This is a genomic window from Saccharopolyspora sp. NFXS83 (assembly GCF_026241095.1).
Lineage (GTDB): Bacteria > Actinomycetota > Actinomycetes > Mycobacteriales > Pseudonocardiaceae > Saccharopolyspora_C.
In genome coordinates this window covers 113,716-138,889 of record NZ_JAPFGB010000010.1, presented here as the reverse complement: position 1 = coordinate 138,889, position 25,174 = coordinate 113,716, and the positions used below count along the sequence as shown (strand labels likewise).

General features: G+C 71.2%; 21 protein-coding genes. 13 read left to right on the top strand and 8 right to left on the bottom strand.

Annotated features, from left to right (window positions below):
* Window positions 1–315: 315 nt before the first annotated feature.
* Complete coding sequence (locus tag OOZ19_RS13780; RefSeq protein WP_266090483.1) at window positions 316–684, bottom strand: glutaredoxin domain-containing protein; 369 nt, start codon at window positions 682–684, stop codon at window positions 316–318.
* Window positions 685–894: 210 nt separating this feature from the next.
* On the opposite strand from OOZ19_RS13780, the gene OOZ19_RS13775 reads away from it, so the two are divergent.
* Complete coding sequence (locus tag OOZ19_RS13775) at window positions 895–1,632, top strand: TetR/AcrR family transcriptional regulator (RefSeq protein ID WP_266090482.1); 738 nt, start codon at window positions 895–897, stop codon at window positions 1,630–1,632.
* Between the two features lie 158 nt (window positions 1,633–1,790).
* A complete protein-coding gene (locus OOZ19_RS13770; protein ID WP_266090481.1) occupies window positions 1,791–2,291 on the top strand; it encodes a hypothetical protein in 501 nt (166 codons plus the stop codon).
* Between the two features lie 179 nt (window positions 2,292–2,470).
* Here the strand turns inward: OOZ19_RS13770 and OOZ19_RS13765 are convergent, their stop codons facing one another.
* The 3 genes from OOZ19_RS13765 to leuS all read right to left on the bottom strand — a co-directional run bounded on the left by OOZ19_RS13765 (window position 2,471) and on the right by leuS (window position 8,310).
* Window positions 2,471–2,941: a CAP domain-containing protein gene (locus OOZ19_RS13765; RefSeq protein WP_266090480.1), complete on the bottom strand. Its 471-nt coding sequence runs from the start codon at window positions 2,939–2,941 to the stop codon at window positions 2,471–2,473.
* A 314-nt stretch (window positions 2,942–3,255) separates the two neighbouring features.
* A complete protein-coding gene (locus OOZ19_RS13760) occupies window positions 3,256–5,220 on the bottom strand; it encodes an acyl-CoA dehydrogenase family protein (protein WP_266090479.1) in 1,965 nt (654 codons plus the stop codon).
* Window positions 5,221–5,376: 156 nt separating this feature from the next.
* Window positions 5,377–8,310 (bottom strand): leucine--tRNA ligase, encoded by a 2,934-nt coding sequence (leuS, locus tag OOZ19_RS13755; protein WP_266090478.1) that lies wholly within the window; start codon window positions 8,308–8,310, stop codon window positions 5,377–5,379.
* Between the two features lie 308 nt (window positions 8,311–8,618).
* On the opposite strand from leuS, the gene OOZ19_RS13750 reads away from it, so the two are divergent.
* Complete coding sequence (locus OOZ19_RS13750) at window positions 8,619–9,272, top strand: hypothetical protein (RefSeq protein WP_266090477.1); 654 nt, start codon at window positions 8,619–8,621, stop codon at window positions 9,270–9,272.
* A gap of 4 nt (window positions 9,273–9,276) precedes the next feature.
* On the opposite strand, the gene OOZ19_RS13745 is transcribed toward OOZ19_RS13750, so the two are convergent.
* On the bottom strand, window positions 9,277–10,392 hold the full coding sequence (locus OOZ19_RS13745; protein WP_266090476.1) for an esterase-like activity of phytase family protein: 1,116 nt from the start codon (window positions 10,390–10,392) through the stop codon (window positions 9,277–9,279).
* Between the two features lie 70 nt (window positions 10,393–10,462).
* Here OOZ19_RS13745 and OOZ19_RS13740 point away from each other — a divergent pair, with 70 nt between their 5' ends.
* On the top strand, window positions 10,463–10,855 hold the full coding sequence (locus OOZ19_RS13740) for an SdpI family protein (RefSeq protein ID WP_266090567.1): 393 nt from the start codon (window positions 10,463–10,465) through the stop codon (window positions 10,853–10,855).
* A gap of 76 nt (window positions 10,856–10,931) precedes the next feature.
* On the opposite strand, the gene OOZ19_RS13735 is transcribed toward OOZ19_RS13740, so the two are convergent.
* Both OOZ19_RS13735 and OOZ19_RS13730 read right to left on the bottom strand, forming a co-directional pair.
* Window positions 10,932–11,504 carry a YqgE/AlgH family protein gene (locus tag OOZ19_RS13735; RefSeq protein WP_266090475.1) on the bottom strand — a complete coding sequence of 191 codons (573 nt, stop codon included), beginning with the start codon at window positions 11,502–11,504 and terminating at the stop codon, window positions 10,932–10,934.
* Between the two features lie 290 nt (window positions 11,505–11,794).
* The gene (locus OOZ19_RS13730) at window positions 11,795–13,291 is read right to left on the bottom strand and encodes a CCA tRNA nucleotidyltransferase (protein ID WP_266090474.1); all 1,497 of its coding nucleotides are present in this window, start codon (window positions 13,289–13,291) and stop codon (window positions 11,795–11,797) included.
* 98 nt (window positions 13,292–13,389) lie between these two features.
* Between OOZ19_RS13730 and OOZ19_RS13725 the strand changes: the two genes are divergently transcribed.
* The 9 genes from OOZ19_RS13725 (at window position 13,390) to OOZ19_RS13685 (ending at window position 24,356) form a co-directional block, all read left to right on the top strand.
* The gene (locus OOZ19_RS13725) at window positions 13,390–13,953 is read left to right on the top strand and encodes an NUDIX hydrolase (RefSeq protein ID WP_266090473.1); all 564 of its coding nucleotides are present in this window, start codon (window positions 13,390–13,392) and stop codon (window positions 13,951–13,953) included.
* On the top strand, window positions 13,950–16,235 hold the full coding sequence (locus OOZ19_RS13720) for a DUF6049 family protein (protein WP_266090472.1): 2,286 nt from the start codon (window positions 13,950–13,952) through the stop codon (window positions 16,233–16,235). Before OOZ19_RS13725 ends, OOZ19_RS13720 begins: the two co-directional genes overlap by 4 nt.
* Window positions 16,236–16,388: 153 nt before the next feature.
* Entirely contained in the window at window positions 16,389–18,251 is a 1,863-nt protein-coding gene (gene murJ, locus OOZ19_RS13715) for a murein biosynthesis integral membrane protein MurJ (RefSeq protein ID WP_266090566.1), read from the top strand.
* 96 nt (window positions 18,252–18,347) lie between these two features.
* Window positions 18,348–19,919 (top strand): protein kinase family protein, encoded by a 1,572-nt coding sequence (locus tag OOZ19_RS13710; protein ID WP_266090471.1) that lies wholly within the window; start codon window positions 18,348–18,350, stop codon window positions 19,917–19,919.
* Between the two features lie 104 nt (window positions 19,920–20,023).
* Window positions 20,024–20,632, top strand: coding sequence for an RNA polymerase sigma factor SigM (gene sigM / locus OOZ19_RS13705; protein ID WP_266090470.1), 609 nt, complete (start codon window positions 20,024–20,026; stop codon window positions 20,630–20,632).
* Window positions 20,629–21,432, top strand: coding sequence for an RsmA family anti-sigma factor (locus OOZ19_RS13700; RefSeq protein ID WP_266090469.1), 804 nt, complete (start codon window positions 20,629–20,631; stop codon window positions 21,430–21,432). Before sigM ends, OOZ19_RS13700 begins: the two co-directional genes overlap by 4 nt.
* A gap of 118 nt (window positions 21,433–21,550) precedes the next feature.
* The gene (trxB, locus tag OOZ19_RS13695; RefSeq protein WP_266090468.1) at window positions 21,551–22,552 is read left to right on the top strand and encodes a thioredoxin-disulfide reductase; all 1,002 of its coding nucleotides are present in this window, start codon (window positions 21,551–21,553) and stop codon (window positions 22,550–22,552) included.
* 46 nt (window positions 22,553–22,598) lie between these two features.
* Complete coding sequence (gene trxA, locus OOZ19_RS13690) at window positions 22,599–22,925, top strand: thioredoxin (RefSeq protein WP_266090467.1); 327 nt, start codon at window positions 22,599–22,601, stop codon at window positions 22,923–22,925.
* 273 nt (window positions 22,926–23,198) lie between these two features.
* Window positions 23,199–24,356, top strand: a complete 1,158-nt coding sequence (locus OOZ19_RS13685) for an N-acetylmuramoyl-L-alanine amidase (protein WP_266090466.1) — start codon at window positions 23,199–23,201, stop codon at window positions 24,354–24,356.
* Between the two features lie 57 nt (window positions 24,357–24,413).
* On the opposite strand, the gene OOZ19_RS13680 is transcribed toward OOZ19_RS13685, so the two are convergent.
* On the bottom strand, window positions 24,414–25,034 hold the full coding sequence (locus tag OOZ19_RS13680) for a GNAT family N-acetyltransferase (RefSeq protein ID WP_184484020.1): 621 nt from the start codon (window positions 25,032–25,034) through the stop codon (window positions 24,414–24,416).
* Window positions 25,035–25,174: the final 140 nt, after the last annotated feature.

Here is a 25,174-nt window from a genome sequence, read left to right as displayed (position 1 = left end):
CGAACGAACATGTCGCCATGTCGACAAATCGACTGGATCGCGCCGCGAACAGGCCGAGCTCCGCACCGGCGGCCGAGCATTCGGTGCAGCACGCACCGCCGAACACCAGCCGCCCCACCCTTTCGGGCGTAGTTCTTGACCAAGAGGCATCCACCGGGCACGCACACACGTCAGACTGGGTGAGTTGCTGCTCGCCGGTATCGCGCCACCGGCGATCGCAACCCCAGGCGCCGGCCGTGACGCCCCCCGTGCGGCCGGCCCTGGTCTACTTCACCGACGCGCACCCCGCCGAGCCCAGCGGCGGAACCGCCGGGATCAGCGCTCGTTCTGGCGCAGGCCCAAGGCGTTGAGCGCTCCGGACACGAGTCCGGGCTTGCTCTCCGGGAGCAGTTCGGGCGCGTGCTCGCGCACCGCGTCCAGCACCTGCGAGGCCGAGGGGTTGACCGCGGACCAGTCGCCCAGCACGACGGTCGGCACCGTCTCGTTGCCGTCGGCGATCGCGCGCACCGCGGCGGCGGCGCCCTGCTCCTGCCAGATGTCGATCTCCCGGAACTCCAAGTCCTGTCGCCGCAGCCCCGCGCGCAACGAGGTGCAGAACGGGCAGCCCGGCCTGGTGTAGACGATCAGCTCCGCGCCGGTCCCGCCCTCGTCGGTCCGCTCACCGTCCGGTTGCACCGCGCTCATCGACCGCACCTTCCTGTTCCGGGTGATCACCGCGGGTACACCGATGATCCACTGCCCCTCGCTCGCGCAACACCGCGGCGGACCGGGTTATTCCGGTGCAGCGGGAACGAGCCACTCCGGCGATCCGGCCGCTACGAACCGTTACGGTGCGTGCGACGTCGTCAATCCGCGCCACCCGTGCGGCGGCAGACTTGATGGAGCACACCCACGATGAGCCAGGGCACTCGGCGCGAACGCATCCGCGCGGCGACCGAAATGGAGATCCGCGAGCACGCTCGCGCGCTCCTCGTCACCAAGGGACGCGACGCCGTGACCCTGCGGGCGATCGCCCGCGAGCTCGGCATCACCGCTCCCGCGCTGTACCGCTACTACGACTCGCGGGAGGACCTGCTCCGCCAGCTGGGCGACGACATCTGCACCGACCTCGTCACCGAGCTCACCGAACGGGTGCGGGGCGTGGACGCCGTCGACTTCCGCGGCAAGCTGAACACGGTGTGCCACGGCTTCCGCCGCTGGGCGCTGGCGCACCCGAAGGAGTTCGCGCTGGTCTTCGCCACCCGCGCCGACGAGACCTCCGAGCCGGAGGGCGGGGCCGCGCACCCGGAAGGCTTCGAGGACCGGTTCGCGAGCGTGTTCATGCGCATCATCGGCCCGCTGATGGTGGAGGCCACGAACCTGGTGAACCACGAGGCCGCGCCCGCCGGCCTGCGCGGCGAACTCACGTCGAACCAGCAGGCGCTGGCGCACGCCTTCTCCGACGAAGGCATCGAGATGCCCGCGGAGGCCCTGGACACCACCGCGGTGTTCGTCCTGCTCCGCTGGTGGGTGCGGTTGTACGGGCACGTGGCGCTGGAGGTGTTCGGGCGCTTCCCGTTCACCCTGATCAACTCGGACCTGCTCTACGAGTCGCTGCTCGACGAACTGGCCAAGGAGATCGGCATCGCCTGAGCCCGGGTCGCCCGGCGGAAGCGCCGCGAGGGACGTCCGAAGCGGGGTGAGGTTGCCTCGGGGTCCGGGATCTCACTTCTTCCCGGCGGCGGACATCCCCCGGCGCCGGAGCGCGTCCTAGTGGTCACAAACAGCTACACCGACCGCTAGGAGCAACCATGGCCATCTCGTCGAAGTTCCGCCGCGCCGCCACCGCGACCGCGCTCAGCGCCCTGGTCGGCGGCGGTGCGCTGCTCACCGCCGGCGCGGCCACCGCGGCGCCCGCCGAGCCGTCCCGGTGCGTGCCGACCGATCTGAACGTCTCGGTGACCGAGGGCCACGCGCCGAACGACGGCCGGCTGTTCGCGATCACCTTCGAGGCGAAGCCGGGGGTGTCCTGCACGGTCGAGGGCGCGCCGTCCGGCCTGACCTTCTTCAACGGCGAGACGGTGCAGGGCATCGAGGTGATCTCCCCGGAGCCGGGGTCCGCACAGCCCTACACGATCGACGAGCAGCACCCCGGCGTCGCCTACGTGGCGGCGCCCGCGGAGTCGTCCGCCCCGGCCCCGGTCTCCTCGATCACGTTCGACCTGCCGTCCCGCGGCGGCATCAGCGCGGCGTGGCCGAGCGCGATCGACGGCCCGGTGCGCGTCGGGAACATCGGCCCGCAGGTGAGTTGAGCCAGGGGAGCGGGGGAGCGTGCGGCCAGGGCCCGCGAGAGGGAGCAGCGGATCCCTGGCCGCACGTGTGACACCCCTTTATTTTCCCGGCCCGACCGGGTCTTGCTTGATTCGGCGTGATTCGGCCGCATTCTTCGGGGCGATGCGGATTCCACGCCGGATCAGGTCTTTTCGGAGGTTCAGCGGCCGAAGTCCTGGGTCCAGTACCAGCCGTCGGTCTGCACTCCGACTCCGATGCTCTTGAGGGAGCAGTCCAGGATGTTGCGCTTGTGCCCGTCGGATTTCATCCAGGCGTCCATGACCTGTTCGGCGCTGGTCTGCCCGGCGGCGATGTTCTCCGCGCCGGGTGACGGGTGACCGGCGTTCTTGATCCGCTGGTCGAAGGTCGCGCCCTCGGGCGTGGTGTGCGAGAAGTAGTCGCGGGCGGACATGTCATCGCTGTGCCCGTTCGCGGCGGTGGTCAGCCGCTCGTCCTCGGTGAGCGGTTCGCAGCCGGCTCCCGCCCGAGCCTCGTTCACCAGCTCGACGACGCGCTGCTGCTGCCCGGTGTCGGCGGCGAAGGCCTGCGCCGGAATCGCGGCACCGGCTCCGAGCGCTACCGCTGCGAGCCCCGACGCGATTACGGAACGTTGCAAATTGGTCCATGCCATGGGGTCGCAAACTACCCAAGCCGAGTGAGATAGTTCCGTTATATGTGCCCCGAGACACAGATCAAGACACTATCCGTGCTCAAATCTCTGTCGATCTTTTAACCCACACGGACGAACGAACATTGCGCGAATCCGCCACGACCGGGTCTCGAATCAACGGAGCATCGGCAGCGGCCTCACCCGATTGAGAACGATCGAATTCCTCGTTCGACCGAGCGGATCGATCGGCATCGTCGTTCACCGACGAGATCGGGGAGAAGAAATGGCCCGTTCGACCGAATGAACCAGGTCGAACGGGCCATCGCGGAAAAGGATCAGGCGAGCGTCGTGTCGTGCGCGCGCTGGGCGTCCTGCCGGGTCGCCTCCGCCCCGGTCGCGATCGGAGCCGTGAGCCACTGGCGAGGCAGGCCGAACGCCTCCACCAGCTCCACCGCGTGCGGCCGGAGCCCCTGGCACAGGCCGTTCACCGCCTCCGTCACCGCCTTCGCGCGACGCGGCGTGATCCGCTCGTGCTCCAGGAACCAGCCCCGGTCCTCCTCGATCGTGGCGAGCACGTGCAGATCGCAGACCCGGTCCAGCAGCTGCGCGGTCGGGCCGTCAGAGCAGCGCTCGATGCCCGCGACGAACGCCTCCAGCACCACCCGGTCGACGTGCACCCGGGCCGCCCGCAGCACGTGGTCCTGGGCGTTGTTGAACACCTCGAACGGATCCGCGTCCTTGCCGGTGGCCCGCCGCAGCCTGCGGGCGACGCCGTCGAGGACGTGGCGCTCGCGGTCGTCGAACAGCTTGAGCTGCCAGCCGCGGTCGAACACCGCCTCCTCGTCGTCCCGCTGCGCGGCGTCGACCAAGCGCTGCACCAGCGACTTCGCGGCGGTGCGCTCGATGACCGCGCCGACGAACTGATCGGCGACGAACCGCGCCACCTCGAGGGTGCCGAGCTCGCCGAACTGGTCCTTGTAGTCGGTCAGCAGCCCCTTCGCGACCAGCTGCAGCAGGACCGTGTTGTCACCCTCGAAGGTGGTGAACACGTCGGTGTCGGCCTTCAGCTGCGGCAGCTGGTTCTCCGCCAGGTAGCCGGCACCGCCGCACGCCTCGCGGGCGGCCTGGATGGTGCTCGTCGCGTGCCAGGTGGTCAGCGCCTTGAGCCCGGCGGCCCGCGACTCCAGCTCCCGCTGCGCGCGTTCGTCTCCGGAGCCCGACACCTCGTGCAGCGTCTGCACCAGCTGTTCCTGCGCGAAGTGCAGCGCGTAGGACTTCGCCAGCGCTGGCAGCAGCTTGCGCTGGTGGCCGAGGTAGTCGAGGACGACGGTCTCCTCGGCGGTGCCCGGGCGGTCGAACTGCCTGCGCGCCGTGCCGTAGCGCAGCGCGATCTCCAAGGCGAGCTTCGCGGCGCTGCCCGCGGTGCCCGCCACCGAGATCCGGCCGCGGATGAGGGTGCCGAGCATGGTGAAGAACCGCTTGCCGGTGCTCCCGATCGGGCTGCTGTAGGTGCCGTCCGCGGCCACGTCGCCGTAGCGGTTGAGCAGCGCCTCGCGCGGGACCCGCACCTGGTCGAAGGTGATGCGCCCGTTGTCGACGCCGTTGAGCCCGGCCTTCCGGCCGCAGTCGGACAGGTGCACTCCGGGCAGGGCGGCGCCGGCCCCGTCCCGGATCGGCACCATCAGCGCGTGCACGCCGTGGCGCTCGCCGCCGGTGATGAGCTGGGCGAACACCACCGCCATCCGGCCGTCGCGGGCGGCGTTGCCGATGTACTCCTTGCGCGCCGACTCGTGCGGGGTGTGCACCACGAACTCCTCGGTCGCCGGGTCGTACTCGGCGGTGGTGCGCAGGTGCTGCACGTCGGAACCGTGCCCGGTCTCGGTCATCGCGAAGCAGCCAGGCAGCTCCAGGCTCATGATCGACGGCAGGTAGCGCTCGTGGTGGCGTTCGGTGCCCAGCGCCTGCACCGCGCCGCCGAACAGGCCCCACTGCACACCGGCCTTGACCATCAGCGACAGGTTCCCGGCCAGCATCTCCAGCGAGACGACGGAGCCGCCGACGTCGCCCTGGCCGCCCTGCGCGGCGGGGAAGCCGATCTCGGGGATCCCGCTGTCGACCAGCAGGTGCAGCTGTTCGAGCGTGTGCGCGCGGTGCGACTCGGTGTCCAGGTGGTCGCCGGGGGGCAGCTCGGTGCCGTCGAGCGCCTCGCGCACCTTGGCGCGGACCCCGGCCCAGCGCCCGTCGAGCAGGGTCGCCAGTTCGGTCGCGTCGAACCGGACCGGTGTCTTCGGGATGTCCATGCCAGCCTCCACAGGTCTGGTGCCGTCTCGATCAAGCTTAACTACTCGCCAGTAGGTTAGCCATGTGACGTCTCTCGCCACCTTTGAGGATCAACGCGAAACGGCCCGCCCACCCGGGAAACCAGGTGAGCGGGCCGTGCGCATCGGTCCGGAAGGTCAGGCGACGACGTTGACCAGGCGGCCGGGAACGACGATGACCTTGCGCGGCTCCGCGCCTTCCAACGCGGCCACCACCTTCTCGTCGGCCAGCGCCGCCGTGCGCACCTCGTCCTGGGACGCCGACGCGGGCACCACGACCCGCGACCGGACCTTGCCGTTGATCTGGATCGGGTACTCGACCGTGTCCTCGACCAGGTACTCCTGCGCCGCCACCGGGAACGGGCCGTGGGCCAAGCCGCCCTCGTTGCCCAGCCGCGACCACAGCTCCTCGGCCAGGTGCGGAGTCAGCGGGGCCACCATCAGCACCAGCGGCTCCACCACCTGGCGCGGCGTGCCCGCCGCGCCGGAGTACGTCTTGGTGACGCGGTTGTTCAGCTCGATCAGCTTCGCCACCGCGGTGTTGAAGCGCAGCGCGTCGAAGTCCTCGCGCACCCCCTCGATCGTCTTGTGCAGGGCGCGCAGCACCTCCTCGTCGGGCTGCTCGTCGGTGACGCGCAGCTCACCGGTGCTCTCGTCGACGACGTTGCGCCACAGCCGCTGCAGGAACCGGTGCGAGCCGACGACGTCCTTGGTCGCCCACGGCCGCGAAGTGTCCAGCGGGCCCATCGCCATCTCGTAGAGCCGCAGCGTGTCCGCGCCGTAGGCGTCGGCCATCTCGTCCGGGGAGACGGAGTTCTTCAGGCTCTTGCCCATCTTCCCGTACTCGCGGCGCACCTCCTCGGCACCGAAGAAGAACTTGCCGTCGCGCTCCTCGACCTCGTCCGCGGGCACGTACACGCCGCGGGAGTCGGTGTAGGCGAACGCCTGGATGTAGCCCTGGTTGTAGAGCCGCCGGTACGGCTCCTCCGAGCTCAGGAAGCCCAGGTCGAACAGCACCTTGTGCCAGAAGCGGGAGTACAGCAGGTGCAGCACCGCGTGCTCCACGCCGCCGACGTACAGGTCCAGCCCGCCCGGATCGTTCGCGCCGTGCGTCTGCGGCCGGGGCCCCATCCAGTAGCGCTCGTTGGCGGGGTCGACGAACTCGGAGTCGTTCACCGGGTCGATGTAGCGCAGCTGGTACCAGCAGGAGCCGGCCCACTGCGGCATGACGTTGGTGTCGCGGCGGTAGTCCTTGAGCCCGTCGCCCAGGTCCAGCTCCACCTCGGCCCACTCGGTGGCCTTCGCCAGCGGCGGTTCGGGACGGCTGTCGGCGTCCTCCGGGCCGAAGGTGCGCGGCGAGTAGTCCTCGACCTCCGGCAGCACCACGGGCAGCGAGCTCTCCGGAACGCCCAGCGGCTCGCCGTCCTCGCCGTAGACGATGGGGAAGGGCTCGCCCCAGTAGCGCTGCCGGGCGAACAGCCAGTCGCGCAGCTTGTACTGGACCGTGCCGGTGCCGTGGCCGCGCTCGGCGAGCCAGTCGATGACGGTGCTCTTGGCCTCGTCCAAGCCCAGGTCGTTGAGGTCCAGCCCGGCTTCCGGGTTCGCGGAGTTGATCCGCGGGCCGTCGCCGGTGAACGCGCCGTCGACGTGGTCGTCGGCGGGCTGCACGGTGCGCACCACCGGCAGCTCGAAGGCCTGCGCGAAGTCCCAGTCGCGGGTGTCCTCGCCGGGCACCGCCATGATCGCGCCGGTGCCGTAGCCCATCAGCACGTAGTCGGCGACGAAGACCGGGATCCGGCTGCCGTTGACCGGGTTGGTGGCCCAGGCGCCGGTGAACACGCCGGTCTTGTCCTTGTTCTCCTGGCGGTCCATGTCGGACTTCATCGACGCGGTGCGCCGGTAGTCCGCGACCGCCTGCACCGGGGTCGGCGCGCCACCGGTCCACCCGTCCCGGGTGCCCTCGGGCCACTCGGCGGCGGTCAGCTCGTCCACCAGCGGGTGCTCCGGAGCCAGCACCAGGTAGGTCACGCCGAACAGCGTGTCCGGCCGGGTGGTGAACACCTCGACGCGCTCGGCGGACCCGTCCAGCTCGAACGTGACGTTCGCGCCCTGCGAGCGGCCGATCCAGTTCCGCTGCATGCTCTTGACCTTGTCCGGCCAGTCCAGCCGGTCCAGGTCGTCGACCAGGCGGTCGGAGTACGCGGTGATCCGCATCATCCACTGCTTCAGGTTCCGGCGGAACACCGGGAAGTTGCCGCGTTCGGTCAGGCCGTCGGCGGTGACCTCCTCGTTCGCCACGACCGTGCCCAGGCCGGGCGCCCAGTTCACCGGCGCCTCCGACAGGTACGCCAGCCGGTAGGAGTCGACCAGCTCGCGCTGCTCGGTGCGGCTCAGCTCGCTCCACGGCCTGCCGTCCGGGGTGGCGCGCTCACCGTCGGCGAACTGCTCCTCCAGCTCGGAGATGGGCCGCGCCCGGCCCTTGCCGCCGTCGGCCTCGGTGTCGTACCAGGCGTGGAAGACCTGCAGGAAGATCCACTGCGTCCACTTGTAGAACTCGATGTCGGTGGTCGCGATCCGCCGGCGCTCGTCGTGGCCCAGGCCCAGCCTGCGGATCTGGCGCAGGTAGCGCTCGATGTTCTGCTCGGTCGTGGTGCGCGGGTGCGTGCCGGTCTGCACCGCGTACTGCTCCGCGGGCAGGCCGAACGCGTCGAAGCCCATCGTGTGCAGCACGTTGCGGCCCAACATCCGGTGGAAGCGGGCGTAGACGTCGGTGCCGATGAAGCCCAGCGGGTGCCCGACGTGCAGCCCCGAACCGGACGGGTACGGGAACATGTCCTGGATGAACAGCTTGTTGGCCGCGTCCAGGTCGGAACCGGTGCTCAGCGGACCGGCCGGGTTCGGCGCGTGGAAGGTGCCGAGCTCTTCCCACCGCTGCTGCCAGCGCTGCTCGACCTGCGCCGCCGTCTCCGCGGTGTAGCGGAACCGGGGCGTCTCCTCACTCCCGTTCGCCGAGCTCCCCGTCGACGGATCTCCCGTCGGCTCGCTCGTCACGCCTGCTGCCTGGCCGCTCATCACCTGCGTTTCCTTCCCTGCTCACCGCGCGGATCGCACACCCCCAGTGTGCCGCCCACCTCCAACCGGTTTTCCGCGGCCCGCCCCTGACCGAGGCCGGGCCGCCGGGCCGGTCGGGAACACCGCGGCCGGACGCGGATTGACAGCGCGGGCGCGGAACTCCCTAACCTGATCATCACCAGCGGGATGCAGACGCAAAACGCCCCAGGTGGCATGCGAACTGATCGCAGAGGCGAACCTGGGGCTTACGCGGCCACCTTAGCACGACTCCGGCGCATCCCGATCACTCCACGATTCGGGGGACTCCGATGTCCGGCGACCAGCCCGCCTGGATCCACAGCACGCTGTCCGCGGCTCGCTTCCAGCGGTACCTGACCGCCGCGAACGGCGAGCACGCCGACGCCCTCCGGCTCTACCAGTGGAACCTGGACGTCTCGGCAGCCTTCTACGCGCCGCTGCACTGGCTGGAGATCGGCCTGCGCAACGGGGTGCACGAGCGGCTGCGGGCGCACTTCGGCAGCGGGCAGTGGTGGGAATCCGTGCAGCTGACCGACTACGGCAGGCGAGCGGTCATGAAGGAGCACGCCAAGCTGAAGCGGCAGAAGCAGGCCGGTTGCACCGCCGACGACGTGGTGGCGAAGTTGTCGCTGGGCTTCTGGGTGTCGCTGACGAGCAAGGGGCGCGGTTACGACCGGACGCTCTGGGTGCCCGCCCTGCACGGCGCGTTCCCGCGGTTCCGCGGCCCGCGGCGGGACCTGCACGAGCGGCTGTCCGGCCTGCTGGAGCTGCGCAACCGCATCATGCACCACGAGCCGATCTTCCACTTGGATCTGCAGGCGCAGCGGGCGGAGATCTACCGGGTGCTCGACCACCTGTCGCCGACGCTGCCCGAACAGGCCCGGCGCTACGACCGCGTCCCGGAGCTCTGGGACGAGCGCCCGCGCGACCTCTCCCCGCGGTGACCGCTCACCGCAGCGCCAGCACGATGAGCTGGGTCGTCTGGGTGGGGGAGAAGTTGTTGTCGCTGACCAGGGCGAGGGTGCGCTCACCGGTGGGCAGCCGCGGGCCCCACGCGAGGCCTTCGACGTTGTCGACGGTGCCGAGGCCGAACGACGACAGGTCCGCGAGCAGCCGCTTGTGCACCGGGCGCACCGGTGCGTCGCGCAGCGACGGCACGTCCTGGACGTCGTCCGAGCCGCGCAGGTCCGCCTCGTAGATCCGGACGGAGTTGCCGACGCCTTCGACGTAGGCCCGTTCCAGCACGAGGTAGCGGTCGTCGCCCGCGGCCAGCAGGGATGCGATCCCGTTGTCGCCGGGCTCGCCGTCGGACTCGGCGAACACCGGATCGACCGGGTAGGCGTGCTGCGAGAGCACCCGCCCGCCGCGGTCCTGCACGGTGATCCGGCTGAGCGCGCCGTGCTCGGTCGTCGGCGGGTCGCCGTCCTGCAGCAGCGCGGACTCGACCGCGTCGACCACCAGCGAACCGCCCGCGGCGAACGCGAGGGACTCCAGCGACTCGTTGCGCCGCGGTCCCGAGTCCGGGCGGTGGGCCAGGTTGGGCGCAAGCGGCAGCTCGGCCCGGAACGAGCCGTCCGGGGCGGCCGAGCGGATCGACGGGTCGATCAGCAGCGGATCCCGTTCGCCTTCGCTGGTCCACCACACGTCGTGCGACCACGGGTCGAAGCGGATCTCCTCCGGGTCGACGGTGGTGCCGTCACCGGCGGAGATCGGCGGGTAGGTGGCGCCGTCGGGCCGCCGGAACGGGTGGGTCCCGGTGAGGGTCCACGCCCCGAGGCCGTCGGGCCGGACCTCGACGTCGGCGGTGTAGAAGCGCGCCGGGTCCTGCTCCGAGCGGTCGTCGCTGAGGAACACCCACCGCCCGGTGCGCGGGTCGTGGTCCACGCCGGAGAGGCCGCCGACGGCGGTGCCCTGGAACGTTGTCGCCCACGGCAGGGTCCGCTCGCCCAGCAGGCGAACCCCGTCCGGGGGAGCGGGCTTCGCGGGCGCGGCGCACGCCACCGGCGCCGCGGTCATCGCGAGCACCGCGGCGGCCAGCGCGACGGGGAACCTGTTCGAGCTCATGTGATCCAGCGAACCTCAGCCAGGTAGCGAACAGATGTCGGAAAAGCAGCGGCCGTACCCTGTCCAGGTGATGGCTGTGCAGGTGATCTTGTGCGCGCTGCTCGTTGTGCTCGGAGCGGCGCTGGTGTTCATCGGGTGGCGCGGACTGCGAAGCCAGCTGCCGCCGAACCGCTACGTGGGAGTCCGCACGCCCGCGACGCTGCGCAGCGAGGAGGCGTTCGAACTCGGCAACCGGGTCGCCGCGCCCGCGATGCTGGCCGGTGGCGCCGTGGCGATCCTCGCTGGCGTCTCCGAGCCGCTGCTGAACACCGTGACCAGCGCGGTCGTCGTCGCGGTGCTCGGCATCGCCGGCGCGTTCGCGCTGATGGTCGTCGGCGGCGTCCTGGGCAACAAGGCGGCTGAGGCCGTTCCCGCCCCGGCGACCGCCGGTTGCGGCGGCTGCCCCGGCGGCTGCTGCGGCTGACCCTCCACCGACACGAACGCCCGCGACTCCCGGTCGCGGGCGTTTCTGCTGTTCCGGGAGCTCGTCGTCCGGGCCGTCAGTTCAGCTTCACGTCGCCGGGGTGGGTGGCGAGGAAGGCCAGCGGGGTGCTCTGGCGGCGCAGCACGCGCCCCCACAGGTCCGCGCCGGGCGCGGCGATCACGTCGTCGGGGAGGGCGAGCACGATGATCCAGTCGCCGCGTTCGATCTCCCCGGCGAGCTGCTTGGCGTCCCACCCGGCGTAGCCGGCGAAGAACCGCAGCCCGCGCGCCCTCGGCACCAGGTCGTCGGGATCGCCGTCGAGGTCGACGAGCCCGACCGGGCCGCGCACCCCGACCATGCCGCTGATCTGCTTGACGTCCTCCCCGGCGCGCAGCGCGGCCAGGCAGATCGCCGTCCGCTGCTCCACGGGCCCGCCGACGTACAGCGACGGCGGCTCGCTGGCGTGCGGCGCCCACTGCGGCAGCACGTCGCTGACGGCCACCTCGCTGGGCCGGTTCAGGATGACGCCGAGAGTGCCCTCGCCCCGGTGGTGGATGATGTAGACCACCGTCCGGCGGAAGTTCATGTCGAGCAGCTGCGGAGCAGCCACCAGCAGGGTCCCCGGCTCCACCTCCGCGTCTGATTCCACCTCCGCATGATCGCAGAGCGGAGCCCCGCCTGGCGTGACCGTGCCGCGAACGCGGCGGATTTCCGCCCGGTGCAGCCGCGCGCTCGTGCCCAACCGCTCAAATCAGTGATTGGTGCGCACTCAATTGTCCATCTGAGTATTAATAGAATCTCTTGAGCGGCGAAAACGCAGCAGCGCATCCTCGGACACCACCGCTGCGCCACCGGGCGCGGCCGGGCTCCGCGATCCGGCGGAGTCGCGAACGCCACTCGGTGCCAACCGCGCGCGGCCGTCGCCGCGCGGCCCGCGGATCAGGCCTCGCCGGGGACCTCGATGCCCTGTTCGGCAGCCCAGCGGTACAGCTCCGCGACGGCCTCCTCGCGCTCCATCGGGCCGCGATCCAACCGGGCGTCCTTCAAGTGCTTCCACGCCCGGCCCACCTGCGGACCCGGCGGCACCCCGAGCAGCCGCATGATCTCGTTGCCGTCCAGGTCCGGTCGCACCCGCGCCAGATCCTCGTCCGCCGCGATCCGCGCGATCCGCTCCTCGAGGTCGTCGTAGGAGCGCTGCAGCGCGTTGGCCTTGCGCTTGTTCCGGGTCGTGCAGTCGGCCCGCACCAGCTTGTGCAGCCGGGGCAGCAGCGGCCCCGCGTCGGTCACGTAGCGGCGCACCGCCGAATCGGTCCACTGGCCTTCGCCGTAACCGTGGAACCGCAGGTGCAGGTACACCAGGTCGCAGACCTGGCTGACGATCTCCTTCGAGTAGCGCAGCGCCCGCAGCCGCTTGCGGGCCATCTTGGCGCCGACGACCTCGTGGTGGTGGAAGCTCACCCCGCCGCCCGGCTCGAACCGCCGCGTGCCGGGCTTGCCGATGTCGTGCAGCAGCGCGGCCAGCCGCAGCACCAGGTCCGGTTCGCCGTCCGGGTCCGCCGCCCGCTCCAGGTCGATGGCCTGCTCCAGCACGACCAGCGAGTGCTCGTAGACGTCCTTGTGCTGGTGGTGCTCGTCGATCTCCAGCCGCATCGCCGAGACCTCGGGCAGCACGTGCTCGGCCAGCCCGGTCTCCACCAGCAGCTCCACGCCCTTGCGGGGGAACTCGCCGCACAGCAGCTTCGAGAGCTCGGCCTGCACCCGCTCCGGAGTGATCCGGGCCAGCTCGTCGGCCATCTCCCGCATCGCGGCGAGCACGCGGTCGGCCGGTTCGAACCCGAGCTGGGCCGCGAACCGGGCGGCCCGCAGCATCCGCAGCGGATCGTCGGCGAACGACTCCTGCGGCGTCGCGGGCGTGTCCAACCGGCCGAGGGCCACGTCCTCCATGCCGCCGTGCAGGTCGACGAACTCGCGCTCGCCCAGTTCGATGGCCATCGCGTTCACCGTGAAGTCGCGGCGCAGCACATCGCCCTCGATGGTGTCGCCGAACGCCACCTCCGGGTTGCGGGTCACGCCGTCGTAGCTGTCGGCGCGGAACGTGGTGATCTCCACGGTCGTACCGCGCTTGTAGGCGCCGAGGGTGCCGAAGTCGATCCCGGTGTCCCAGATCGTCTCCGCCCACCCGTCGAGCAGCTCCCGCACCTGCTGCGGGCGGGCCGCGGTGGTGAAGTCGAGGTCGGTGCCGAGCCTGCCCAGCAGCGCGTCCCGGACGCTGCCGCCGACCAGGTACAGCCGGTGGCCCGCCGCGGCGAACCGCTCGGCGAGCTCCTCGGCCACCGGGGCGACCTTCACGAGCTCGACTACCGCGTTGCGCTGCGCCTCGCGTTCGCGGGCGCGCAGGTCGGCGTCGTCGGGGGCGTCACGGGTCGAAGGGGCCACGGGAGGAGGATATCGGCTGCTCAGCCGAGGATCTCCGGGCCTCGGTCCGCAGCGGTTCGACCGCCGGTACCCGCGCTGATCGCATTACCATCGGCCGCATGCCTCCGTCGCCCGGCCGCTCCGGCGGCGCCCAGCCGGGGCGCCGGAACCGGCGCCGACGCCGGCGGCTGCGGACCGTGGACGAGACCTCGGCCGGGGGGCTGGTGGTCGCCGAAGCCGAACGGCTCGCTGCGATCATCGGTAGGTCCGACCGCAGAGGGCGATTGCTGTGGTCGTTGCCGAAGGGCCACATCGAGCCTGGTGAGACGCCGGAACAGACCGCGGTGCGCGAGGTCGCGGAAGAGACGGGGATCATCGGACGGGTGACGGTGGCGATCGGCACGATCGACTACTGGTTCGTCGCCGGTAACCGGCGCGTGCACAAGACGGTGCACCATTTCCTGCTGGACGCGGTCGGCGGAGAACTTTCCGACGAGGACGTGGAGGTCACCGAGGTGGCTTGGGTGCCGCTAGGTGAACTGGACGAAGTGCTGGCCTACGCCGACGAGCGGCGTCTGGTGCGGCACGCGCTGACGCTGCTCGGCGATGCGCAGCCGGGCACGGGCGAGGCGGAGACGGGGAGCCGGAAACCTCCCCGGAACACGGGAACGGAGCCGGGGTGAGGTGTCTGCTAGCCGCTGTGGTCGCGGTCCTGCTGGTCAGCGGGATTCCGATCACCGCGGCCCGCACGGCGAGCGCGCAGGGCGATTCGAGCACGACCCGGCTCGAAGTGACCAAGGTCACCCCATCGGTGATCTCCGGTGCGCCGGGTGAAGTGACGATCAGCGGCCGGATCACGAACACGACCGGCGACACGATCAACGGCATCGAGGCCCGCGTGCAGCGCGGCTACCCGACGCAGTCCGTCCCGGCCGCGCAGGACGCGCTGCGCGGCAACGCCGCCACGGTCAACGAGACCAGCTTCCGGCCCATGATCGACACCCTCGCGCCGGGGAAGCAGGCCCCGTTCGAGCTGCGGGTGCCGGTCAACGGCCCGGACTCGCTGGAGATCACCGAGCCCGGCGTGTTCCCGCTGCTGGTCAACGTCAACGGCCAGCCCGGGGACGGTGGCCGCGCTCGCATCGGCGAGTCGCACTTCCTGCTGCCGGTGCTGGCGCCGCCCGGCGCCCCGCCCGCGAAACCCGCGCAGCCCGCGCCCGTCGCGATGCTGCTGCCGGTCGTCGACTACCCGCGGATGCAGCAGGAGGGCACGCCCGGCCAGCGCGCCGTGCTCGCCGACGACGCGCTCGCGGGCTCGCTCACCCCCGGCGGGCGGCTCTACGACCTCGTGCAGTCCGTCGTGGACAACGCGGGCGCCGGATCACCGCTGGGCAACGGCCTGTGCTTCGCCATCGACCCGGACCTGCTGGCCACCGTGCAGGCCATGAGCCGCGGCTACCAGGTGCGCCAGGCCGACGGCGGGATGCGCGACGGCACCGGCTCGGCCTCGGCCCAGCTGTGGCTGAACAAGCTGCGCGAAGCCACCGAAGGCCGCTGCGTGCTGGCGCTGCCCTACGCCGACTCGGACGTGGCCGCGCTGGACCACGCCGACCTCCCCGACCTGATCAAGGGCTCGCTGGACGGCGCGGGCGTGGTGCAGCAGGTGCTGGGCGTCGAACCGCGCCGCAGCGTGCTGTGGCCCATCGAAGGCGCGCTGGACGAGTCCACCGCCCGCAAGCTCGCCGGCTTCGGCATCGACACGATGCTGATGGAGCCGTCCGCGATGTCCACCGATTCGCTGGCCCCGGCCCGGCTCTACGAGGACGGGCCGGTGGCGGTGCCCGTCGACCCGCTGCTGTCCGAGGCGCTGGACCCGAGGCACGGTTCCGCGCTGGAGACCACGGCGATGTCGCCCGACGGCAACGGCGCCGCCACCGTGCAGAACGCGCTCGGCGCGCTCGCGTTCCGCGCCACCGCCGGAGCGCAGGGCGGCGCGACCTCGGTGCTCGCGCCCCCGCGGCGGTGGAACCTCAGCGGCGAGGACCTGCGCGCGCTGCTCGACGGGATGCGCGGCCTGGCCGACGCCGGCTACGTGCGGCCCGCCGGGCTGCCGGAGACCACCGGGCAGGCCGAGCAGAGCGATTCCGCGCTGCCGGTGTCCCGGCTGGACTACCCGCAGGAGAACGCGGCGGAGGAGATCCCGCGGCCGGTCCTCGACCAGCTCGCGGAGCAGAACTACAAGGTCGGCGACCTCTACCGCTCCAGCCAGAAGGACCCGGCCGCGGACCTCGACCCGGCCGCGCTCACCACGCCGCTGCGCAACGGGCTGCTGCGCGGTGCGTCCAGCGCTTGGCGCGACAACCCGGTCGCCGCGCGGCACTGGGTGCGGGTCGCCACCGACACCCTCAACGGCGTGCTCGCCCGCGTCCGGCTCGACGAGTTCGCGGGCAAGATCACGCTCACGGCGTCGAACGCGCCGATCCCGATGACCGTCACCAACGACCTGCCGGTGACCGTGTCGGTGCGGTTGCGCATCCCCGCGACCGCCGGGATCGAGACCCGCGACCTCGGCGTCATCCGGGTGCCCGCGCAGGGGCGCAGGCACTTCCGGCTGGAGACCGAGGTGCACCGCGCCGGGCAGTTCACCGTCGACATGGACGTGGTCACCGAAGCGGGCACCGAGCTGGGCCCGGCCAAGCGGATCCAGCTGCAGTCCTACACCTACGACCCGTTCACCGTCGGGTTCACCGCCATCGCCAGCGCGCTGCTGGTGATCCTCTCCGCGCGTCGCATCCTGCGCAGGTTGCGAGCGCGCCGGAGCAGGCTGGCCGCGGCGAACGGCGGCCAGGCGGGCGAGTCCGCGGCGACCTCCGCTCCCGCGCCTTCGGCGAGCGAAACGACCAACCCCCGGATGTTCCCCGTCTCTCCCGGCAGCACCACCGAAAGTGACCGCGGCCCGAGCTGACATCCTGGTCCGGCCACACGCGGGAGTGACGTCCCGCGCCGGGCCGCAGGCGGTGAGTGAAGGGCACAGGCAGTGAACCGAGACAGCGACGCGCAAGCACGGCGGGCGGGACCGGCAGGTCCCGGCGCGGCAGGTCCCGGCGCGGGCGGCCCGATGCCCCCGGCCGACGACCGGACGCAGCAGATCCCGCGCGTCGAACCGGGCGGACCGCCGCGCTCGCAACCGGCGCCGCGCGCCGCCCAGCCGGGGCCCTCCGAACGCGGCACCGTGCCGCACCGCGCCGCTCCGCCGCCCGGCTGGCACGCGGCCGAGACGCAGCCCATCCCGACCGTGCTGCCCGAACCCGGCCTCGACCAGGCCGCCGAGCAGGCCGCCGAGCAGACCCGCGTGCTGCGCCCCACCGGCGGCTCCTCCGGCGGCGGCAAGTCCCTGCTGCGCGCCAGCGGCTCGATGGCAATCGCCACCCTCATCAGCCGCATCACCGGCTTCGGCTGGAAGATCCTGCTCGCGCTGATCATCGGCTTCGGCGTGGAGAACGACTCCTTCACCGTCGCCAACACGCTGCCGAACAGCATCTTCGAGCTGCTGCTCGGCGGGGTGCTGACCAGCGTCGTCGTCCCCGTGCTGGTCCGGGCCGCCAAGTCCGACGCCGACGGCGGCGAGGCCTACGTGCAGCGGCTGCTGACCATCTCCACGGTGCTGCTGATCGTCGGCACCGCGGTCTCGGTCGTCGCCGCGCCCGCCCTCACCTGGCTGTTCATCTCCGACGGGGACTCGTCGAACCCCGCGCTGGTCACCGCGTTCAGCTACCTGCTGATCCCGCAGATCTTCTTCTACGGCATCAGCGCGCTGGTCGGTGCGATCCTCCAGTCGAAGCAGATCTTCAGCCCGCCGGCCTGGGCGCCGGTGGTGAACAACCTCGTCGTGCTCGCCACACTCGGCGTCTACGCCTCGCTGCCCGGCCGGATCTCCGTCGACCCGGTGCGCATGGACGACGCGCACCTGCTCACCCTCGGGATCGGGGTGACGCTCGGCGTCACCGTGCAGTCGCTGATCCAGATCCCGGCGTTGCGCCGGACCGGGTTCAAGTTCCGCTGGCGCTGGGAATGGGACTCGCGGCTGTCCGAGTTCGGCGGCCTGACCCTGTGGATGGTCGGCTACGTCGCCGTCAGCCAGGTCGGGCTGATCGCGCTCACCAAGGTCGCCACGGCCGCCGACGAGGGCTCCTACTCGATCTACACGTACTCGTGGATGCTGCTGCAGCTGCCGTACGGCGTGATCGGGTTCTCGGTGATGACCGCCATCCTGCCGCGGATGAGCTCGGCCGCCGCCGACCACGACTACCCGCGGGTGGTCCAGGACCTGTCGCTGGGGAACCGGCTCTCCACGGTCGCGTTGATGCCGATCAGCGCCGTGATGACGGTGCTGGGCGTGCCGCTGGCGCTGGCGCTGTTCAGCCTGAAGGGTTCCGCCACGGACGCGAGCAGCGTCGGGCTCGCCATCGCCGTCTCGTCGTTCGGCGTGCTGCCGTACGCGATCACGATGATGCAGATGCGGACGTTCAACGCTCTCAAGGACGCCCGCACCCCGACCCTGATCATGGTCGTGATGACCGCGGTCAAGGTCGTCATGGCGCTGCTCACGCCGTTGGTGCTGGGGCCGCAGGACGTCGTCTACGGCTTGGCCTTCGTGAACTCCTTCAGCTTCGTCGTCGGCTGGCTCGTCGGCGAGGCGTGGTTGCGACGACGCCTCGGGCCGCTGGGCAGCGTGAAGTTCTTGGCGACGCTGGGCAAGACGCTGCTCGCGTCGGTGCTGGGCGGGCTCGCCGCCTGGGGCGCCACGACGGGTGTGGACGCGTTGATCCCCGGCCCCGCCGGTGCCGGAACGGGCTGGCTGCAGCTGCTGGCGGGCACGATCGTGGGCTTCGCGATCATCTTCGGATTGATGGCGTTGCTCCGGGTGCGCGAACTGGAGCCTGCGATCGGGCGGCTCACCGCTCTGCTGCGTCGTCGTTGACATTGGCGTCACGTACCCTCGGGGCGGAAGTCTTCTCCCGTGGGGAGGGGGTGTTCAGTGCCCCCCGGCTGGAGCGGGAGGAGCGGGAGAGGGAAGGTGAGCAGCAAACCGACCAGGCAAGCGATGCCGGAACGTGACGCGGGCGATTCGACGGCGGACGACGCCGAACAGCTGACCCCCGGCGCGGTACTCGACCACGGCCGATACCGCCTGCTGGAGAAGGTCGGCACCGATCCCCGGTGCGACGCGCAGCTGTGGCGGGCCAAGGACGGTGTGCTCGGACGCGATGTCGCGCTGACCATCCTGACCGGGGACCGCTCCCAATCGGATGCGGCGACGAGCGCGCGGCGCACGCTGGAACGCGCGATGCACGCCAGCACCTTCAACCACGTCGGCGTCGCGCGGGTGCTCGACGTCGTGACACCCGCACCAGGTGACCCGCAGGGCGTGCTCGGCGTCGTCATCGCCGAATGGACGCACGGCACCGACCTGATCGAGCTGATCGGGGACGGGCCGCTGCAACCGGGCACCGCGGCGCGTCTGCTGCAACCGCTGGCCGCCGCGGTCGAAGCCGCGCACCACGCCGGGCTGGTGCTCGGTGCGGACCACCCGCAGCGGATCCGGGTCACGCCGGAAGGCGAGATCCGGATGGCCTTCCCGGGGCCGCTGTCCACCGCGAGTTCCAGTGACGACGTGCGCGGGCTCGGCGCCGCGCTGTACCTGTTGCTGACCGGGCGCTGGGCGTTGGACTCCGCCCCCGAAGGACTGGCGACCGCGCCGACCGGTCCGGACGGCACCATCGTCGCGCCGCGCACGCTGCGCCCGACGGTGCCTCTGGAGCTGTCCACGGTCGCCCTGCGCGCCCTCGGCAGCCCCGACACGCACGGCACCACCGGCGGCGTCCGCACCGGTGCCGCAGTGCTGCGGGTGCTGGAGCAGCACGCCACGTTCGAGGCCTCGTCCTCGGCCGTGCAGTCCGGCCCCGCGGGCGGCGCGCCCCAGACCAACGAGGTTTGGAGCACCCAGGACCCCAAACCGGACAAGGTCAAGCGCAAGAAGCTGGCGATCAGCGTCGGCGCGCTGGCGGTGGCCACGCTGCTCGTCGTCGGCTGGATCGTCGCCAACCTCATCGGCATGTTCGCGGGCAACCCGGAGGCCGATGGCCCGTCCGTGACCTTGGGCGACGACAACGCGCAGCAGCCGGCACCGACACCGGACCAGGCCATCCCGGTCCAGGTCACCGGCGGGACCCCGTTCGTCAAGGAGCAGACCCCGGACAGCCCCGGCAAGCTCGGCAACCTGTTCGACGGCGACCCGTCGACGTCCTGGGCGACCGACTCCTACAACGACCAGTTCGGCAACGGGTTCAAGTCGGGCACCGGCACGGTGCTCAGCCTCTCGGCGCCGACGACGGTCCGCGAAGTGGTCATCGACTCGCCCAGCGCGGGCACCGTGGTGGAGATCCGGGCGGCCGACGGCACCAGCCCGAACTTCGACTCCAGCCCGCTGCTCGGGCAGCAGACGCTGGCCGCGGGCAAGACGACGATCCCGATCAACGCAGCGCAGCCCACCCAGAACGTGATCGTGTGGCTGACGCAGATCTCGCCGTCCGGCGGCAAGTTCCAGACCCGGATCAACGAGATCAGCATCTCCGGCACGGCTGCCTGAGCAGCACGCCTCCCGGCCCGCGCGAGACCGAACCCGGTCCTGGTCCCGCGCGGGCCGCGGCGCGGTGATCGTGGGCGACCTCACGATCAGTAGAGTGCTCAGACGTGTCTGCCCCCGTCAGATCGGACGCCGACCTCATAGCGGCGCACACCAGCGGTGACCCACACGCGTTCGCCGAGTTGTTCCGCCGGCACCGCGATCGGTTGTGGGCGGTCGCGCTGCGCACCATGCGCGATCACGAGGACGCCTCCGACGCGCTGCAGGACGCGATGATCTCCGCGTTCCGAAACGCAGCATCGTTCCGAGCGGAATCCCAGGTCACCACCTGGTTGCACCGCATCGTGGTGAACGCCTGCCTGGATCGCATCCGCCGACGCCAGGCGAGACCGACGGTGCCCTTGCCCGATACCGGGCCGGCCGAGCCGGCCGTTCCGCGCGACGCGATCGAGGAGCAGGACACCCGGATGGCCGTGCAGGACGCGCTGGCCGCCCTCCCGGAGGAGCAGCGCGCGCCCATCGTGCTGGTCGACGTGGAGGGCTATTCGGTGTCCGACACCGCCGCCGTCCTCGGCGTCGCCGAAGGCACCGTGAAGAGCCGCTGCGCCCGCGGCCGGGTGAAGCTGGCGAAACTTCTGGGACACCTGCGGAACCCGAGTGCGGATGCGAACGTCCCAGATGACGCCAACGCCAAGCGTCGACGGGAGGGACGATGAGCGGCGAACAACGGCGCCCCGAAACGCCGCAAGGCCCACCGTGGTCGCTGGATCTGGTGGCCGATCTGCACGCGGGAGTGCTCGATCAGGAGACGGTCGACGAGCTGCTGCCGCGCATCCAGGCCGACCCGGAGGCGAGCGAGCTGCTCGCCGCGCTGGAAGCCACCAGCGCCGAGCTGGCGAACCTGCCGGCACCGGCCGTGCCCGACGACGTCGCGGCCAAGCTGGACGACGCGCTCGCGGCGGAACTGCGCTCCTGGTCCATGGTTCCCGAGGCCGCGACCTCGGACTCCGCGGACGCCGGGGCCACCGGCCAGGACGCCGAAGCCGAGCCCGCCCCGGTGCTCGACCTCGCCGCCGCTCGCCACCGCAGGCGCAAGCGGGCGGGCTGGACGGCGGGCCTGATCACCGCGGCCGCCGCGGTGACGGGGATCGTGGTGCTCGGCACCGGCGGACCCCAGCAGGGGGAGACCGACAACTCCGCCGCGCCGTCCCAGGACGGCCCGCCGCCACTGGCGCTGCGCGGAGACGCGTTCCCGGCGGATCGGCTCGGCGAAGCGCTCGGATCCGAGCAGTACGGCGCGCTCGCCGACCCCGCACAGCTGCTCGGATGCCTGCAAGCCAACGGCGTGAACAGCGGAAACCCGCTCGGTGCCCGCGAAGTCACGATCGACGGCGAGCCGGCCAGGGCGCTGGTGCTGCAAGGCGGCGGGATCGGCCGGTTCCGCATCCTCGTCGTCGGCCAGGACTGCGGCCCGGACCGCCCCGCGACGATCTCCGACAGCACCCTGGGAGGCTGAGCGGGTCAGGCTCGTCACGCGCGGCGGAGCCGGGAACACACGCGCCTAGGATCGCGTTGACCCGAGTACGCTCGCGCGTTCAGCGCGGCGGGCGGCACGCGACAACGGAAGGGGCGCGGTGACCGACGACGTCCGCAACCTCATCATCGTGGGCTCCGGCCCCGCCGGATACACCGCTGCGGTGTACGCCGCACGGGCCGAACTCCAGCCTTTGGTCTTCGAGGGAACGCAGTTCGGTGGTGCGTTGATGACGACCACCGATGTGGAGAACTACCCCGGTTTCCGGGACGGCATCATGGGTCCCGATCTCATGGAGCAGATGCGGGAGCAGGCGAAGCGGTTCGGGGGTGAGCTGCGCGCCGAGGACGTCGAGCACATCGACCTCGAAGGCGACGTGAAGAAGGTCACCGCCAACGGCGTCGAGTACCGCGCCAAGGCGATCGTCCTGGCGATGGGCGCGGCGGCCCGCTACCTGGGCATCCCCGGCGAGGAGAAGCTGCTCGGCCACGGTGTTTCGGCCTGCGCGACCTGCGACGGGTTCTTCTTCCGCGAGCAGCACATCGCCGTGATCGGCGGTGGCGACTCCGCGATGGAGGAGGCCACGTTCCTCACCAAGTTCGCGGACTCGGTGACGATCATCCACCGTCGCGACGAGTTCCGCGCCTCCAAGATCATGTTGGAGCGGGCCAAGGCCAACGAGAAGATCCGCTGGCGCACCAACGCCGCGGTCACCGAGGTGCTCGGCGATACCGCCGTCACCGGCCTGAAGCTGCGCGACACCGTGACCGGTGAGGACTCGAAGCTCGACGTCACCGGCATGTTCGTCGCCATCGGCCACGACCCGCGCAGCGAACTCGTGCGCGACCAGGTCGAGGTCGACGACGAGGGCTACGTCGCCGTCCAGCAGCCCACGACGCACACCGGCATCCCCGGCGTGTTCGCCGCGGGCGACCTCGTCGACCACACCTACCGGCAGGCCATCACCGCCGCCGGGTCCGGCTGCTCGGCCGCGATGGACGCCGAGCGGTGGCTCGCCGAGCACGAGGTGAGCGAGTCCGCGCACGTCGCGGCCGAACACGTCGGCGGTGGCTACGCGCCCGAGACCGCCGCGGCGCGCTGAAGCGACGCCGAACCAACCTGGATCCACACTTCTCGAGGGAGATGACATGGCCGGCAACACCGTGACCGTCAACGCCGATTCGTTCAAGGCCGACGTGCTGAGCAGCGACAAGCCCGTGCTCGTCGACTTCTGGGCAACCTGGTGCGGCCCGTGCAAGATGGTCGCCCCGGTGCTGGAGGAGATCGCCTCCGAGCACGAGGACAAGATCACCGTCGCCAAGCTGGACATCGACCAGAACCCGTCGATCGCCCGCGACTACCAGGTGATGAGCGTGCCGACGCTGCTGCTGTTCTCCAACGGCGAGCCGGTCAAGCAGATCGTCGGCGCAAAGCCGAAGGCCGCGCTGCTGTCCGACCTGGAGGACTACCTGTGATGCGGCGCTGACCGCAACGCACCGAGCCGGAACCCCGCAGATCTCCGCCACCGCGCGGAGATGTGCGGGGTTTCCTCGTTCTCGGCGAAGCGTGGGAGGTCACCCCCTGCGCGGCGCCCTGCGAGCGGCCCGCAGCGCCGCTGCATTGCAGGCAAGGCACAATGAGCCGGTGGGTTCCCGTCCGAACCCATCCACCCAGAAGTGGACATCGGGGGAGTACGACCGTCCTACGCGCCGGATCCATCACCGGCGCCTGAATCGAGCGAGGAGTGCATGCAGCTGCTCCACCGCGGTGACGTCGGTCCGGCCGTTGCCGAGATCAGGAACACCCTTGCTGCGCTGGGTCTCCTACCGGCCCCCCCAAACGGAACCGCCACCGGCCCCGCGAACTTCGACGCGGCGGTGGAACAAGCGGTGCGCGTCTTCCAGCAGCGACGTGGCCTGATCACCGACGGCGTCGTCGGCCCCGCCACCTACCGCGCTCTCATCGACGCGCGCTGGCGCTTGGGCGACCGGTCCCTCGCCTACCTGGTGTCCAAGCCCATCAGCGGCGATGACGTGTTCGCGCTGCAGGAGCGGTTGCTGGAACTCGGCTTCGACGCGGGCAGGCCCGACGGCATCTTCGGCTGGCAGACCGAGCAGGCGCTGCGCAGCTTCCAGCGCGACTACGGGCTCGGCAACGACGGCATCTGCGGCCCGAACACGCTGCGCGCGCTCAAACAGCTCGCCCCGAAGGTCCGCGGCGGTCGCCCCGTCTACCTGCGGGAGCAGGAGAAGGTCCGTCGATCCGGTCCGCTGCTGCGCGGCAAGCGCATCGTGCTGGACCCCGGCCACGGCGGCACCGACCGCGGCGTGACCGTGGGCGGCGTCAACGAAGCCGACCTCGCCTGGGACCTGGTCCGCAGGCTCGAAGGCCGCATGGTCGCCACCGGCATGGAAGCGCTGATCACGCGCGGACCGCACTCCTGCCCGCCGGAGGCCGACCGCGCCGGGTTCGCCAACGAAGCGGGCGCCGACCTGTTCCTGTCCTTGCACATGGACGCCAACTCGGCGCCCGCCGCGCAGGGCGTCGCGAGCTTCCACTTCGGCACCGGCAACGGCACCACCTCCACCGTGGGGGAGGCGCTGGCCGGCTTCCTGCAGCGCGAGATCGTCGCCCGCACGGGGATGCTGGACTGCCGCATCCACCCGAAGACGTGGGAGGTCCTGCGCCTCACCCGGATGCCCGCGGTGCGCACCGAGATCGGTTACCTCACCAACCCCGACGATCGTCGTCGGCTGCTCGACCCCGCGTTCCGGGACATCATCGCCGAAGGCCTGCTCGTCGCCGTGAAACGGCTCTACCTGCTCGGCAAGGACGACCAGCCGACGGGCACCTTCACCTTCGACGACCTGCTGCGCCACGAGCTCACCCGAGCCGAAGGCGCCTGAGCACGTCCCGCCCGCCCGCGCCGCACGGCGCGGGCGACGGCAGGGGCTCCGGTGGTCTCAGCCGAGCGCGGGCTCGGCGGTCTTCACCGACACCGTGCTCAGCAGCCGCTCCAGCGCCGCCTCGACGTCTTCCTTCCAGGAGATCGCCGTGCGCAGCTCCAACCGCAACCGCGGCCACTTCGGGTGCTGGCGGACCGTCTTGAACCCGACCTGCTGCAGGAATCCCGCCGGGACCAGGCAGCCCTCGTCGTCCTCGTGCAGATCGCCGAACGCCTCGATCGCGCGGACTCCGCGCTTGGTCAGGTCCTTCGCCACGTTCTGCAGCAGCACCCGACCCAGCCCGCCGTGCTCGAACTCCGGGATCACCCGCAACGCGGTGAGCAGCACCGCGTCCGCGCTGACCGGGCCGGACGGGAACGCGGCGGCGCGCGGCACCGCGGCGGGCGGGGCGTACAGCGCATAGCCGGCCGGAACGTCGTCCACGTACAGCACCCGGCCGCAGGATCCCCAGTCCAGCAGCACGTTGGACACCCAGGCCTCTTTTTCGAGGCCGGTTTCGCCGAACTCCTCGGCCTGCTCCCGGATGTGCGGCGCGAGTTCCCAGAACACGCAGCGACGACACTTCGGTGGCAAGTGGTCGAGGTTGTCCAGCGTGACGCCTACGACGCGTCGCGACACCCTGACCTCCTGCGAATCCGCCAAGAACCCACGCATGGCAGGTGGGACTCGTGGCCAGGATAAGCCGCCGCGTCCTGCCGCCGGAAGCTCCTCACCCTTCCCAGTGCCACTCGAAATGGTGAGATGGGTTACCGTCAAGC